The 15,032-nt window shown below is 61.0% G+C and carries 10 protein-coding genes and 2 pseudogenes; 2 read left to right on the top strand and 10 right to left on the bottom strand.

Annotation, left to right across the window (positions count from 1 at the left end; genetic code table 11):
• Positions 1-122 precede the first annotated feature (122 nt).
• The 10 genes and pseudogenes from AAFG13_RS35950 to AAFG13_RS35905 form a co-directional block, all read right to left on the bottom strand.
• A pseudogene (locus AAFG13_RS35950) lies at positions 123-292 on the bottom strand (IS21 family transposase); the annotation flags it as partial.
• Positions 293-595: 303 nt separating this feature from the next.
• Complete coding sequence (locus AAFG13_RS35945) at positions 596-2,560, bottom strand: beta-L-arabinofuranosidase domain-containing protein (protein ID WP_342709797.1); 1,965 nt, start codon at positions 2,558-2,560, stop codon at positions 596-598.
• Positions 2,561-2,820: 260 nt separating this feature from the next.
• Positions 2,821-4,938, bottom strand: coding sequence for a prolyl oligopeptidase family serine peptidase (locus AAFG13_RS35940; protein ID WP_342709796.1), 2,118 nt, complete (start codon positions 4,936-4,938; stop codon positions 2,821-2,823).
• A 334-nt stretch (positions 4,939-5,272) separates the two neighbouring features.
• Positions 5,273-5,497, bottom strand: coding sequence for a hypothetical protein (locus AAFG13_RS35935; protein WP_342709795.1), 225 nt, complete (start codon positions 5,495-5,497; stop codon positions 5,273-5,275).
• Between the two features lie 446 nt (positions 5,498-5,943).
• A pseudogene (locus AAFG13_RS35930) lies at positions 5,944-7,433 on the bottom strand (CoA-acylating methylmalonate-semialdehyde dehydrogenase).
• Positions 7,434-7,475: 42 nt separating this feature from the next.
• On the bottom strand, positions 7,476-8,990 hold the full coding sequence (locus AAFG13_RS35925) for an ABC transporter ATP-binding protein (protein ID WP_342709794.1): 1,515 nt from the start codon (positions 8,988-8,990) through the stop codon (positions 7,476-7,478).
• A 39-nt stretch (positions 8,991-9,029) separates the two neighbouring features.
• Complete coding sequence (locus AAFG13_RS35920) at positions 9,030-9,956, bottom strand: ABC transporter permease (protein WP_342709793.1); 927 nt, start codon at positions 9,954-9,956, stop codon at positions 9,030-9,032.
• 2 nt (positions 9,957-9,958) lie between these two features.
• On the bottom strand, positions 9,959-11,035 hold the full coding sequence (locus AAFG13_RS35915; protein ID WP_342709792.1) for an ABC transporter permease: 1,077 nt from the start codon (positions 11,033-11,035) through the stop codon (positions 9,959-9,961).
• A gap of 9 nt (positions 11,036-11,044) precedes the next feature.
• A complete protein-coding gene (locus AAFG13_RS35910; RefSeq protein WP_342709791.1) occupies positions 11,045-12,157 on the bottom strand; it encodes a BMP family ABC transporter substrate-binding protein in 1,113 nt (370 codons plus the stop codon).
• Between the two features lie 26 nt (positions 12,158-12,183).
• Entirely contained in the window at positions 12,184-13,149 is a 966-nt protein-coding gene (locus AAFG13_RS35905; RefSeq protein WP_342709790.1) for a dihydrodipicolinate synthase family protein, read from the bottom strand.
• Positions 13,150-13,323: 174 nt separating this feature from the next.
• On the opposite strand from AAFG13_RS35905, the gene AAFG13_RS35900 reads away from it, so the two are divergent.
• Positions 13,324-14,136, top strand: a complete 813-nt coding sequence (locus tag AAFG13_RS35900) for an FCD domain-containing protein (protein WP_342709789.1) — start codon at positions 13,324-13,326, stop codon at positions 14,134-14,136.
• Between the two features lie 239 nt (positions 14,137-14,375).
• Complete coding sequence (locus AAFG13_RS35895) at positions 14,376-15,026, top strand: SMP-30/gluconolactonase/LRE family protein (protein ID WP_342709788.1); 651 nt, start codon at positions 14,376-14,378, stop codon at positions 15,024-15,026.
• Positions 15,027-15,032: the final 6 nt, after the last annotated feature.

The raw sequence follows: 15,032 nt of genomic DNA, 5'->3' as shown, positions 1-15,032 counted from the left end.
TGCGCGAGGCGTGTCTGAAAACGGCTCTGCTCACTAGCTCATGCTGGGGAACAGCAAACCTACTAGATCCAGTAGTCGTCACCATCGCCGGATGCCGATCATATGCCACCATCGCGACAATTGCCCCGATTGGCGGCATTGCGCCGCACAGCGCGGCTGAAGAGATCGCCGCATCCTCGGAGGTGCGGATCAACGGATGACCCTGGATGAGCTGCGATGTCGGTGGTGGCGTCGCTTCAATCTGCGCGAATGCCTGTTCAAACAGCCGCTCGACGGTCGCGCGCAGGTGCTTGTCCGGTAGATGCGATCGTGGTCGAGTAGCTCGGCCATTCGGCTTTGCGGTCACAGATCCGGGCGGGCGGCTTTCCCGCACCCGGCCCTTCCCGAGGGTAACCCGCGTCATATCCGCGCCTGCGCCCATGTGCGAGTGATGCGTGGAGTTGGCAGGCGCAAGCGTGTCGTCAGGGTCTCGACCTTCGGCCAGCCATGCGCCGACTTTTCTGGCTGCGCCGTCTCAATCAGCTGGCGATCGCCGGAAGGCTGGATGACACGGCATCATCACGGCCAAACTTGACGCACCACTCAGGCGTTCGCGTCAACGCTCATTGATCCAAATCCGCATTTCGCCTTCGCCGCGGTTGGCCCAGCTGAACCACGGAATGAATGTCAGCCGCTGTGGTTGCAGCTGTCCAGGCACTTTGTCGTACTGATAAAGGGCCCCTTCTTCAAAGCGCGTGTGTTGCAACCGCGCCCCATCAGCCTGCAGCAAAATCTTGTCGCTAAAGGGACCAGTACCTTCGATAAGCGAAAACCGGCTTTCCGCAGGAAGCCAAAGGTTGTGTAACTCGGTCCCATTGTCGATTTCTTCCAGACAATATATCAAAGGACCGCGCTGGATAGCCACCTTCCCGGCCAAATTGCGAAGTTGCGGATGACCGTATACGCGGCGCACTTGCATCAGCAGCGATAGTTTGACCCGATCTCCCTGCCGCCACGTGCGGCGAATATGCAAATAGCCCTTGCGCGACTCGCAATGGACAGGTTCGCCGTTTAGGGTCGCCTCCGGCGCGCTGCACCATTCCGGCAAGCGCAGCGCGAGCGTGTGGGCGACCGGCTGTGCAGATTCCACGGCGATTTCCACCTCGTCCTTCCAAGGATAGTTGCCGCTCATGAGCAACCGCAGCGTATGCCCGCCCACCGATACCGTCACGCTATTGCCAATGTAGAGATTGATATAGAGCGCGTCGGAGCATGGCGTATAGATGTAATGGCCAATTGATGTGAAAAGGCGCGCAATGTTCGGCGGACAGCACGCGCAGCCAAACCAGCGTTGCCGCACCGGCCTGACATGATGGTAGATGCCATTGGAGCTGAGCGTTTGGGGATGAACTTCGAGCGGGTTAACATAGAAATAGTGACGCCCATCGAAAGCGATACTGCCCAGGACCGTATTGTACAACGCGCGCTCCATCACGTCGGCATAGCGACTGTCCACTTCCATCTCCAGCATACGGCGTGCGAACATCATCAGGCCAATCGACGCGCAACTTTCCGCGTACGCAGTATCGTTCGGCAGATCGTAATCGCTGCTGAACGCTTCGCCGAAGCTTTGCGAGCCGATCCCCCCGGTGATATAGATCTGGCGCTGCACCATGTTTTGCCATAGCCGCAGGCAAGCCTGGCGTTGCTGCTCGTTCTGACGAAGACGCGCGAGATGAGCGAGCCCAGTCATGAGGTATACAAACCGAACGGCATGACCGGTTGCGGTCCGCTGTTCCGAGATTGGCAGGTGCGCCTGGCTATAGGCTTTATTCTTCACCGTCCAGGGCGCGCCATTTGAACTGACGTGGCATGATTGCTGGCGTTTCTCGTATTCAATGTCATAGAAGTGCGGCTCTGTCCCGCGTTGCTCCACGAAATAATTGGCTAGCGTCAGATATCGCTGCTCCTGTGTCACTTCGTAGAGGCGCGTCAATGCAAGTTCAATTTCTGGATGGCCATCATAGCCGTGGAGCTGATCGCGCTCCGCGCCGAAAACTGTGCAGAGGTGGTCAGCAAGTCTGCAAACGACGTCCAGCAGGCGTCGTTTGCCGGTAGCCAGAAAGAAAGCGACGCCGGCCTCAATCAAGTGGCCGGCACAGTAAAGCTCGTGACACTCCGCTAGGTTGCTCCAGCGCTCCTGAGGCGCCTCTAGCATGAAATAAGTGTTGAGATAGCCGTCGCCGCATTGGGATGCCGCAATCAATTCAACCAGCTCATCGGCGGCCTTCTCCAGGTCCGGATTGGGTGTCTGGCACAGCGACCAAGCAACCGCCTCTAGCCATTTTGCGACATCACTGTCCTGGAAAACCGTGCCGTAGAACTCCCCCTTCGCACGTCCGGCGGCAATACGGAAGTTTTCTACCGCGTGGCTCGGGGTCGCTTCGGGATTGCGGTCGTTCAGCGCGTCCCATTGATGGGGAATCGCCACGTCCCTCACCAATTGCTGGCATTTCCCAATCAGCGGATCCGATACCTGTAGGTCGTGAAGATTGACTTCGGCCACATCCCGCTGCTTCATCTCGTCTCCTTCGTGTGTGGCGAACGGGCGCCTGGCTCAGACAAGCCAGCGCGCCATGATCGCGTTGTTGCGATTGCCGCCTCGAAATTGGCGGCTGCGCAATCATATTTTCCACGCGAACATTGAAACGTTAGAAATGGAAAGGCTGCCCCCAATGCCGCAGGATAGCGCGGGGCTCAGAAAGGGCTGGTCAAACCGAGCGTCTTTGCAATCTCCTACCGCTCAAATCTCATGCAACAATCGCGCTGGAGTTTGTGGGATCACAAGCGCCGGGCCCCGCCTAAAGCCTCGCCGTCAAGCCAGCCGATCTTGCTCTTCAGGAAGCGAAAGCCCAGCACCTCGAAGCCGGCCCGCTCCCTGTTGTCCCGACCGTAACCATGGCCGCCCGCCGCCGGCTCGTAGAAATAGGCCTCGTAGCCCATCGCCTGGAGCTTCGCGGCCATCTTGCGCGCGTGTCCGGGATGAACACGATCATCGCGCCGCGTAGTAGCGATCAGGATCGGCGGGTATTTTCGGCCGTGCGTGGCGGCATGATACGCGGAATAGGTCTTGAGCCATTCCCAGTGCTCGAGCTTATCCGGGTCCCCATATTCTGCAATCCAGCTTGCGCCTGCCAGAAGCTTGGTGTAGCGGCGCATGTCGATCAGCGGGATCGTACAGAACAGCGCGCCAAAGCGTTCCGGATAGCGCGTCAGCATATTGGTGATGAGGATACCGCCGTTCGATCCGCCCTGGGCTGCGATCCGCTTCGGCGCCGTGACGCCACGACGCACGAGATCGGCGGCAACGGCCGCGAAGTCGTCATGCGACAATTTCTTGCCGGCAAGTCGGCCGGCATCGTGCCAGCGGGTGCCGAACTCGCCGCCGCCGCGTAGATTGGCCTGGACCGTGGTGCCGCCGCGCTCCAGCCAAAGCTTGCCAAGCGCTGAATTGTAAAACGGCCTCATCGAAATCCCAAAGCCGCCATAGCCGCTCATATGGACCGGCGCATCGCCGCTCTCGCCGGCCGGACCGGTTTGGACATAGGGAATGCGCTCGCCATCGATCGAAATGGCCTCGTGTTGCGTGACCACAAGCCCATCCGGGGTAAAGGTCATCGGCGCCTGCTTGAGCACGGTCGGACTGCCGACGTTATTCTCGATGAGCATCAGCGAAGCTGGCGTGAGCGGATCCTGGCTGTCGACGAGCAGGTCGCCATTGCTTTCGGATGGATCGCTATCAAGGGGCCAGACGTGGACGACCCCTATGTCGGGAAGCCCGCGCAGTTGCGCGCGGCTCCAGCCTTCATTGGATGGCGAGCAGATCTCGAAGAATGGCCGCAGTTCGTTTAGAATGGAAAGCACAAGCTTGCCGGCACTCCAAAACAGCCCCTGCAGCGCGCGGCGTGGGCCTGGTTCGAAAAGAACCTCGAACCGACGGTTGCCTTCAAGGAAAGCGGCCAAAGAGATGACGAGCACCGTATCCGCGGCATAGGTCTGCCCCGCCACAGACCAGGATTCGCGCGGTATGATGGCAAGCCAGTCGCTATGGGGGTGGATCCGGATGTTGCTTGGCAGATCGATCTTCGTCGTAACGCCGGATACATCGCCGAGCCAGATGGCAACGTTGAAGGTATCCACATGATCGACGAACCACATCCGTGGCGGCACGACGGCCTGGTCGACATTGCAGCCGGCTTCGACATGATCGGGCACGATGTCAAAGATCACTGGCGCTTGATCCGCCTGCGTACCGCGCCGCCATAGCCTCACTGTACGTGCATAGCCGGAGGTCGTCGCCATGCCCTGCCCATAAGAGCTCGAGAGCAAAAGCGTATCGGGATCGAGCCATTCAACCGCGCTCTTGGCCTCGGGCAAGATGAAGCCATCGCGGACAAAGGTCTTCGCGTCGTAGTCGAACTCGCGCAAGGTGGCGGCATCAGCGCCGCCGCGCGACAGGCTCACAATCGTCCTGCTATGATTCCCGGCCAGCGAGACCGTCGCCTTCAAAAGCCAGTCTTCGCCTTCGCTGACCGCGAGCTGATCGACGTCGAGCAGAACGTCCCATGACGGCTTCGGCGTGCGAAATTCTTCCAAGGTGGTTCGTCGCAAGAGGCCGCGTGGATTGTTGGCGTCCTTCCAGAGATTGTAGAGATGGCCGCCGCGCCGGCTGATGGAGGGGATATTGTCCGGGCGATCATAAATCGAGGTCAGCGCGTCGCGATCTCGCTCGAATGCCACGCCCCCAAATGCCTGCAGCGTCTTGCCATTCTGCCGTTCGACAAATTTCAGCGCCCGCGCGCCCTCGATCTGTTCCAGCCACAGATAAGGATCATCGTCTGGAGCGGAAAGCGTCGGCTTTCCAGCCCGCGACTTTGTCGTCGCGCTAGCTTTGACCACCCTTCACTCCACCGCTGCCATTGACGTGCACTCCCGACACGGCATCGCACCAAAGCTTTTCATATATTGCGTCCGTAGTCCTTGATGTCGCGGCCGTTGATGCTGATTGCCATGTGTCCGTCAATTGCATCAATTGCCGAAGCTGGTAGTTGACTTGGGCGCGCTCTGACGCATCTGGCAACGACGCACACCCTCAAGGCTTGGACCCCAAACTGCCCGTGGCAACTTCATCTCGATGCGAGCTTGGCTTTCCTTGCCCGGGGACGACTACCGAGCACCTGGGCGACACCGCCCGCCCCCAAATGGCCGCGCTCGCAACGTCCATACCTCTGGATCAGACGAAAACTTGGTGGGGGCCGAGACCATTCTTGCCGCGCAAAGAGGCGCTTGCGGTACGAGCTACACCGACATCATCAACGTTTTCTTTCATCACCCTCGCCCGGGCGAATCTGGCTGGGATCTTTCCGGCGCCACGAAGCACCCCTGAAAAGGCAAGGCTCTGACCGAGCGGATCGAGTTTGTCGGTCGCCGGCATCGACGCCGTCATCTCGGTCGCCATGTTCAGCGGTCTCGGCTTGGTGCTGTCTCTCCCGGTGCTGTGCTTGACCAATACATTCCGGGCGAACGGTTTTGAACCCAGCGCTCGTCGGTCACCGAGATCGCCCGCGGAGGGCGTGCCGAGACTTGATCCTCGGCTGCCGCTTCCACGGATGTGGCCCCTGAGAAAGCCGACTTCGCATCCGCTCAACAGCCAATTGACGCGGGCTTAAGGGGTCGAGCCCGGCTCGGCGACGACGCCGGGTCGCTCGATCGTTCCAGAATGGATTTGATGTCAGAAATCTCGAGAAAAATCGAGGTCGGGCCTGCACTGGGCTTGCACAACTGTCTGCGGCATCATCGAGCATTTCTCTTAAGGCTGCGGCCAGTGGAATGGCCTATAAAAAAACGAGGGCCGAGGGCCCTCGCAGTTTGGGAGAACAGACAAACGCCGGTATCCGGGCGCCGTCACGCCATGGTCGGCATGACGAATTCGGCCCCGGCTCGTATTCCAGTTGGCCAGCGGCTGGTGACCGTCTTCATTCGTGTATTGAAGCGAACACCTTCCGGTCCGTGCATGTGGTGATCGCCGAAGATCGATGCCTTCCATCCTCCGAAGGAGTGAAAGGCCATCGGCGCCGGAATTGGAACGTTGATGCCGACCATGCCGACCTTGATCTGATGGGCGAATTCACGCGCAGCATCGCCATCACGGGTGAAGATCGATGTTCCGTTGCCGAATTCGTGCTCATTGATCAGCCGCGCGGCAGTCGCATAATCCGGCGCTCGCACGACCGACAGCACGGGCCCGAAGATCTCCTCCTTGTAGATCTTCATGCTCGGGGTGACGTGATCGAACAGGGTCCCGCCCCAGGAAGAAGCCGCCCTCGTAGCCCTGCATCCTGAACTTGCGTCCGTCCACGAGCAGCTTCGCCCCGTCCGCGATGCCCGCATCGATGTAGCTGCGAACCTTCTCCAGATGCTGCTTGGTGACAAGAGGACCCATCTCGGCTTCGGGATCGGTACCCGGCCCGACCTTCAGGCCTCGAACCTTCGGCTCCAGGGCGGCGATGAGCCTATCCGCGGTCTTCTCGCCGACCGGTACGGCAACAGAAATCGCCATGCAACGTTCGCCGGCGGAGCCGTAAGCGGCGCCCATCAGCGCGTCGACCGCCTGATCCATGTCGGCATCGGGCATCACGATCATGTGGTTCTTGGCGCCGCCGAGCGCCTGGCAACGCTTCCCGGTCGAATAGATGTACTGCGCGATGGGCGTGGACCCCACGAAGCTGATCGCCGAGACGTCCGGATGATGCAGCAACGCGTCGACGGCCTCCTTATCACCCTGCACCACGTTGAAGACGCCATCCGGCAGGCCGGCTTCCTTCAGCCATTCCGCCATGACCAGCGAGGCGGACGGGTCACGTTCCGACGGCTTCAGGATGAAGGTGTTTCCGCAGGCGAGTGCGACCGGAAACATCCACATCGGGACCATGACCGGAAAATTGAAAGGCGTGATTCCGGCGACCACCCCGAGCGGCTGGCGCGTGGAATAGCTGTCGACGCGGGTCCCGACATTCTCGGTGAGCTCGCCCTTGAGCAACTGCGGGGCAGCTGTCGCAAACTCGACCACCTCCATCCCGCGCTGAACTTCCCCGAAAGCGTCGGAATGTACCTTACCGTGCTCCGATACGATCCACTTCGGCGAGCTGTCCTGCGCGGTCTTCAAGGATCCGCAGAAAGCGATACAACACGCGCGCCCGTCGCAAGGGCGTCGTATCCGCCCAGCCCTGCGCTGCCCGGCTGGCCGCAGCCACGGCGTCCGGCACAACGGTCGCGTTGGCGGCCGCGACCGAACCCGTCTGCTCGCCCGTTGCCGGGTTGAAGACAGCCACCCTTCGCTCCGTACCGCCTGGCACCCGCTTGCCATTGATGAAATGATTTATCTGCGTGACCACGAGCAGTCTCCCTGTAAGTTCCGATCCGATACGCGCCTTAAGTCAGGCCGCTTTCATGCCCGCCATGTATTTTCCGATCACGCGCTTGTCGGCGCCATCGGCCGCAACCTCATGGACAATGCGCCCCCCGCTCATGACGAGGATCCTGTCGACCAGGCCGAGCAATTCGTCGAGGTCTTCAGAGATCAGCAGCACCGCGGCACCGCCGTTCCGCACCTCGACGATCCGGCGGTATGTCTCTTCGCAGGCGACGAAATCGAGGCCGAAGGTTGGATTGGACGCGATCAGCAATCGGACGTTTTGGGTAAGTTCTCGCGCAAGAACCGCTCGTTGCACGTTGCCTCCGGAGAGCGCGCTCATGCTCGCCGTCAAGCCCGGGGCTTTGACACGAAATTGCTTTACGAGCTTCTCGGCCTGCTCCGCGAGCGCGCGGTAGTTCATCGCGATACCTCGACAGAGCGGCGCCCGATCGAAGTTGCGCAGGGCAAGGTTCTCCGCCAGCGACATCCGATCAATGCAGGCGTTCTTGAGCGGCTCCTGCGGCAACCCGTAGACGCCGAGGCGGCCAATTTCCTTTCGCGCACCGTTGAAGGCGGCGCCGGATACGGCGATGGTACCGCTGCGATCGCGCTGACCCATCAAGGTCTCGACCAATTCCAACTGTCCGTTCCCGGACACCCCGGCAATTCCCACAATTTCACCTTCGCGAACCTCCAGTGAGAGATCCTTCACGGCCGGCAGTCCGTTGTCGCCGTTCACGGAGACCTGCTTGATGGAAAGGACAATTTTGCTCTTCGGCGGCAACTTCAACGCGTGCTGCACGGCCTTGCTGACGGGTTCTCCGATCATTGCTTCGGCCAGGGCATCGTCCGACAGATCCGCGACCGCTCCGGTTCGGACTGACGCGCCACGCCGCAGCACCGTGACGTCGTCGGCGTATCGGCGTACTTCGTGAAACTTGTGGCTGATCAGAACGGCGCTAAGCTCGCCCGCCCGCGTCAGGCTGCGAACATAGCCGAGCACCTCATCGGCTTCCGCCGGCGTGAGTACGGACGTCGGCTCGTCCAGGATGAGAAGCTTGCGCCCGAGATAGAGCTGCTTGACGATCTCGGCTTTCTGCTTCTCGCCCGCAGAGAGCTGCGAGACTCGCACGTCGAGCGGGACGTGGAACGGAAGCTTCTTGGTGACTTCGGCCAGCCGCTTCAGCTCGCTTTGCCAGTTGACGTAGGCTGGCAGTCTCGCGCCGCTGACAACGAGATTCTGCGCGACCGTCATGGACGGGACCAGCGTGAAATGCTGATACACCATACCGATGCCGAGCGCATCGGCATCCTTCGGCGAGTTCAGCCTGTGCTCGCGCCCGTTGACCTGGATATGGCCATTATCCGGATGGTAGAAACCCACGAGGCATTTGACCAATGTGCTCTTTCCGGCGCCATTCTCCCCGAGCAGCGCATGGACGGTGCCCGACCGGATCAGCAGCGACACGTTGTTCAGAGCGAGATTCGCTCCGAAACGCTTCGTCATGTTCTTGAGTTCGACTTGCGGAGCGGTCATCGGATGATCCTCAAGGACGTATTCCGGTCACAGCGTTTCTCATCGGTGCAGCTTGAGTTCGCCGGGCGCATCGGCGAACGGAGCCGCGCGCGACGTCGAGGCCACCATAATCGCCAGCGTCAGGATGTAGGGAGCCGCGTTGAACAGGTAATAATAGCCGGTGACGCCAACACCCTGCAGCGCCGGCCCGAGGGCGCCTGCACCGCCGAACAGAAGTGATGCGCCGAGGGCGTTGATGGAACGCCAACGCGCAAAGATGACGAGCGCCACCGCCATGATGCCCTGCCCGCTGGACAGGCCTTCGCTCCAGCTCCCGGGATATGAAAGCGACAGGAAGCTGCCGCCGACGCCGGCGAGAAAGCCGCCGGTCATCGTCGCCAGGATGCGCACCCGCAATACCGGGAAACCAAGCGCGCGCGCCGCATCCTCGCTGTCTCCGACGGTGCGCAGCATCAGTCCCCAGCCGGTCCTGTTCAGGAAGACATAGACCGCGAACGCCAACGCAATTCCGACAAAGAACAGCGCGTTCACGTCCAACCCTGCTCGCACCTGCGGCACGCTCGACCAGAATCCGAGAGCTATCGAAGGAAGCGCTGGCGCCTTGGGTTCGATCAAGGGTTTGCCGAAGAAGAACGCCAGGCCTGTGCCGAGCACGATGAGGCTGATGCCGGTCGCCGTATCATTGACGCGCTTCACACTGCAGAGCAGACCGTGCAGCGCCCCGAAGGCGGTTCCGGCCAGTCCCGCTGCGAGCACGCCGAGCCAGGGCGAGCCGGAGAGATACGAGATCCCGTATCCCGCCATCGCGCCCAGCATGAGCGTGCCCTCGAGACCCAGATTGATGCGCCCCGATTTTTCGGTGATGAGCTCACCGATGCTGACGAAGATGAAGGGGGTCGAAACACGGATCGCTCCGCCCAAGATCGCGAGTGGCAGTGCGAGCCAACCGATTGCCGTGGGATCCATGCTTACCTCCGTGCCTTTTCTCGCAATTGTTGTGCAATTGCATCCGCGACGAGGACGCAGACGAAGATCAAGCCTTGAAACACCAGCATCGTTGCATCAGGAAGTTCGAGGCGCCGTTGCAGCAGGCTGGCGCTTGCCTGCATGCCGCCGATCAAGAATGCGACAGCGACAATCGCGAGCGGCTGGTGGCGCGCCAGGAACGCGACAAGGATTCCGCTGTAGCCATAGCCAACGATGAGTGAGGAGTTGGCCGTCCCCTGCACGGCCGCCACCTCGATCGCGCCGGCAACTCCCGCCATTCCGCCCGCCACAAACGTCGCACCGATGACCCAGCGATTCACGGCCAGGCCGACCATCCTCGCGACCCTGGCGCTACCGCCGACCACGCGCAGCGCAAAACCCCATCGTGTGTAGCGCAGCACGACGTGGGCGATGATGGCCAGCGCCAGGCTGACCGCAAGCCCGGCATGAACGCCAACGCCCGGCAGCATGGGCAACATGTAGGACGGATCGATCGGATGGGTCGACGGCTTATCGAGGCTCGCCGGATCCCGGAGCAGGCCTTCCGTCAGATGGTGAAAGATCGCGATCCCAATGTAGGACAGGAGCAGGCTCGAGATCGTTTCATTCACACCCCGGTATTGCCGGAGCACACTGGCCAGACCGAACCAGAGTCCTCCTGCCAGAGCGCCGGCGACCAACATGATGACTTGCATCGGAAGTGCGTGCGCTCCCGCAAACGGCAACGTCACGATGGCCCCTGCAAGTCCTCCGAGCACGAGAGCGCCCTCGCCGCCGATGATCACCAGGCCTGCCTGTGCGGGTATGGCAACGGCCAAGCCTACCAAGATCAACGGTGCGGCCCGCGACAAGGTATCCTGCCAGGCGAAGCTGCTGCCGAAGCCGCCTTGAACGATCAGGCCGAACACCGTGAAAGGGTTTTGCCCGTATAAAGCGACGAAGGCCGCAAAGACCGCCGATGCAAGCAGCACCGCCAGGACGGGCAAGGCCACGCTGAGCTGGGCTGCGGTTCCCGGCGGGTTCGACGGCGCGGACTCGATTCCCAAGATCGAAGACAAGGTCGCCTCCTAGACTTGGCCGATGATGCCTTCAACGAGGTAGTTGATACCGTCGAGCGCGCGGTCGTTGCTGCTCTGCATGACGCCGGCAGGGATGACGACGTTACCCTTGTTGTCCTTGAGCGGGCCGCTGTAGACCACGAGCGTGCCGCCGATAAGGTCTGCTCTTGCCTTCTCGGCCGCCGCGCGGGCCTCGGGCGTGACGAGCTTTCCGAAAGGACTGTTCTTGACGAAATGGTCGGAGATGCCGGCACGCAGATAGTGCTCGGGCTTTTTGCCGCCCCGGACGCTGCCGACATACACAAGATACGGCGTGATCCAGTTCCATTCGGCTCCCGTGAGATAGCCGTTGGGAGCGACATCCGCCTGGCTCGAATGGTAGCCGCACGACATGACGCCGCGCTTCTCGGCCGTCTCGATCACCACCTTCGGGCTGTCCACCTGGGCCGCGATGACGTCGGCGCCCTGATCGACGAGCGTATTGGTCGCCTCTGCTTCGCGCACCGGAAGCACCCAATCGCCCGTGAAGATGACCTGCACCTGAATGGCCGGATCGACCGAACGGGCGCCGATCGCGAACGCGTTGATGCTTCGCAGAAGATTGGGCGTCGGCTTCGCAGCGACGAGGCCGAGCTTCTTGCTCTTTGTCATGTGGCCCGCGATGATTCCCGAAATGTACTGCGCCTCGAAAATGTAGGCGTAGAACGTGCCGATGTTTTCGGGCATGCCCGCGGTCCAGACGCCGCCGGTGTGAGCAAAGGTGACATCCGGATATTTGGCCGCCATCTCCAGAACGTGAGGCTTGAAGTAGCCGAAGGACGTCGCCAGGATGAGCTGCGCGCCATCCTGGCGGATCATCCCTTCCATGCTGCGCTGGGCGGCGATTGTTTCGGGAACGCGCTCCTCTTCGACCACCTTGATGCCGGGTAGCTTCTTCAGCGCGGCTGCGGCCTGCGCATGAGACTGGTTGAAGCCATAATCCTGTTTTGAACCGGAATAGAGGATCCCGACCGTAAGGGGCGTTTCCGCGTGCGCAGCCGCAATAGCGAGAACGAATGGTGCGGAGCCGGCAGCGGCCAGCATCTGAAGGAACGAGCGACGGTCGAAGGGCTTCAAGGTCATTTTCCTCTCCCTGGATGATCGGCAAGTTACGACGAGGTTCGTTCGGCGGCAGAGAGCAGGCCTGGCGCCTCACATGCGACGAGGTCTGCTTCCAGTTCTCTCCGCTCGGCGGCGGACAGAGGCGTGACGGGCGAGCGCACGGCGCCACCGGCAATGCCAATCAGATCGCACCAGTGCTTGACCGCCGCGTTCGGCATATGACCGCTCTTCAGCGGGTCCATGATCCACTTGTTGAAGACGACCCGTTGTGGTGCGAGTGACGCGCAAATGCGCGCCGCCTCTTCCGTTTGCCCGGACGCCAGCAGCGCCACGTAGTTCGCGATCGGACGAAAGTCCCCGCGTTGGTACAGGTAGGGCTCGGGGTCAGCATACAGGATCGACTGGCCTTCGCGCTGCATGTTGCCGAAGAAGTTCTCTTCCAGAGGATCGGAGACGAGCACGCCATTGCGCGCGGCTTGGCGAAGCGCAGCGTTCTCAGCTGTAGTGCCGGTGGTCTTCAGCAGCTTGAGGTTGGGCAGCGAACAGAGCTGCGTGAAAACGGCAGGATCCAATGGGCTGCCTGCAGCGGTTCGGGCGTTGAAGATGACGATCGGCATCTCCAGACGTGTGCAGATGTGGTGCAGATACGCGAACTGCTGCGCGGGGGATCGCGGGCCGGAGGTCGGGACCATCAGCACGGCGTGACTGACGCCAAGCCGACGCGCGTGCTCGCCAAGCTCGACGGTCTCCTCAACCGAAGGACCCGAGATCACCACCGAGATTCCGAGACGGCCTCCGGCCTCATCGGCGATCACTTCGATAACGCGCTTCCTCTCCTGCAACGTGAGCGACCAGACCTCGCCGATCAGTCCATTGCAGAACACGCCCGCGAGGCCAGCTGCGATGTAGTGGCCGACATTCCGGCGAACCCCGGCCTCGTCGATGGCCCCGGAGTTGTCGAAAGGCGTGTGAATCGCTGCCCAGATTTCAGGAATATTTTGCCCGATCACCACGCTCGTTTCCCGCTCGCTGGCCGGTTCATTCTATTTATCATGATAAACAGGATTTGCATGAATATGCCCGTTATGGGAGAAGTGTCAATCGACGAGTCGGTTCTTTTTCGCCGGGCCCGCGCTTGAGCCGCCGGGAACCGCCAAGGAACCCATTGATCGATCTGGAGAATTCAGATGGCGATAGAACTGGAAAAAATGCCGAAGCAGCCCGGGCGGCTGAAAATTCAAAAGCGGGCCGATCTCGTTACCGAAGAGATCAAGCAGTTGATCACACAGAAAAATCTTCGCCCGGGCGCCAAGCTTCCGATGGAGAAGGAGCTTCAGCGGCTGTTTTCGGTCAGCAAGAGCACCATCCGCGAGGCGCTAAAATCGCTTGAGGTCCAAGGTTTAATCACGGTCAGCACCGGCCCTACCGGCGGCGCAACGATCATCGAGGTCCCGCTCGAGCGCACGTTTCAACTGCTGCAGAACTACCTGTTCTTCAAAGAGGTCAGCATGGAGGACATCTATGCAGCGCGGCGATTGCTGGAGCCGGAATTGGCCGCCGGCTCGGTTCCGTTTCTCTCCGACGAACAACTCGATGCTCTGGAACACAACATCGAAACCTGTCAACCGACGTCTCACGAACCATCTCGTCTCGTTCGGCAACGTCAGGCAGATCTGGATTTTCACGACATCCTGGCTGCAGCGAACCCCAATCCCTTTCTCCGCTTCGCGTGCGAGTTGATCAACGAGATGCTCCGCCGTCTGGTCGTCTTCAGCACGCAGACCCCGCCGGAAGAACACGCGAAATTCGGGTGCGCCAACGTCAAGTTTCACGGTGAGATCGCGAAAGCCGCTCGCGCGAGAGACAGCGAGCGCGTGCGTGCGCTCATGAAGGCGCATATGGAAGAGGCTTCCGAATACGTGAAGCGTCTGGACGGCCGACTCGATGGACGACTGATCCTCGACTCGGAAATGGCACCGCGCCCGCGACCGCTCTCCTAACGAGGTTTGCCGACCCAGCACCAACCGGTGAGGTCGCGCTTTGGCACCTTGTCGAAGCTTTAGGCCGCCTGACCTGGTAATGGCGACAAATGCGAACGCCCGTACGTCGGCACTGTCTTGATCGCCGGGAGCGGGCGGATCTTTATGCTCGGCGATCTCTAACTGTGCGCTGGCACTGCGCGCGAGCAATTGACGAGTCGACTGCGACCGAGGGTCCGGTGTGCCTGCCGGATGGATCGATGTATGTCACGGAGATGTCCGCGTCGACCCTTTACATTACGCGGCTTGACCCTTGCGGTAATCGCAGGGTGATCCGGACGACGGGCGGTCGTCCGAACGGACTGACGACCGAGGGCCACGGCCGGATCTGGATCGTGGAAGCAGGCCTCCGGGCGCTGATTTGCATCGACGAAGGTGGAAACGAGATCCGGCGCATGCAGGGCGAAGGTGCGGACCGCTTCCTGTTTCCAAACGATCTCTGCTTCGGCCCGAACGGACTGCTCGACATGACCGACTCTGGCATGGCCGCGGAGGACTTCATCAACGGCCAGGCTTTCGTCGACGGCTATATGGACCTTGATTGGGACGGCCGTGTGTATGAGATCGATCCGGCGGCCATGAAGGTCGTACGCGTGCTTGATCGCAAGATCCGCTTCACCAACGGCATTGCTTTCGGTCCCGACAATCACCTCTATGCCAACGCGTCCTTCACCGGCGAGATCTACCGATACGACGCGCTCGGCGAAGCCTCGCCGAAACGGGTGGTCTTCGGCAACGTCCTGCAGCCTGATTCCAATCCCGACTCCAAAGGGCCGGATGGCATGGCCTTTGGCACGGACGGTCGGCTTTCGGTCGGCTTTATTGTACGGTCTATAACCAGAAGAGCGTGACGGTGC

Source organism: Bradyrhizobium sp. B124 (genome assembly GCF_038967635.1).
In the GTDB taxonomy this organism is placed as follows: Bacteria; Pseudomonadota; Alphaproteobacteria; order Rhizobiales; family Xanthobacteraceae; genus Bradyrhizobium.
Note: the sequence above shows the minus strand (reverse complement) of the source record. Positions and strands in the feature narration are given on the sequence as shown.

Excerpts from the sequence above, each read along its gene's own strand:
- AAFG13_RS35945 (WP_342709797.1), bottom strand. The coding sequence starts at position 2,560 with ATGAAGCAGCGGGATGTGGCCGAAGTCAATCTTCACGACCTACAGGTA.
- AAFG13_RS35935 (WP_342709795.1), bottom strand. The coding sequence starts at position 5,497 with ATGGCGACCGAGATGACGGCGTCGATGCCGGCGACCGACAAACTCGAT.
- AAFG13_RS35925 (WP_342709794.1), bottom strand. The coding sequence starts at position 8,990 with ATGACCGCTCCGCAAGTCGAACTCAAGAACATGACGAAGCGTTTCGGA.
- AAFG13_RS35920 (WP_342709793.1), bottom strand. The coding sequence starts at position 9,956 with ATGGATCCCACGGCAATCGGTTGGCTCGCACTGCCACTCGCGATCTTG.
- AAFG13_RS35910 (WP_342709791.1), bottom strand. The coding sequence starts at position 12,157 with ATGACCTTGAAGCCCTTCGACCGTCGCTCGTTCCTTCAGATGCTGGCC.
- AAFG13_RS35900 (WP_342709789.1), top strand. The coding sequence starts at position 13,324 with ATGGCGATAGAACTGGAAAAAATGCCGAAGCAGCCCGGGCGGCTGAAA.
- AAFG13_RS35895 (WP_342709788.1), top strand. The coding sequence starts at position 14,376 with ATGTATGTCACGGAGATGTCCGCGTCGACCCTTTACATTACGCGGCTT.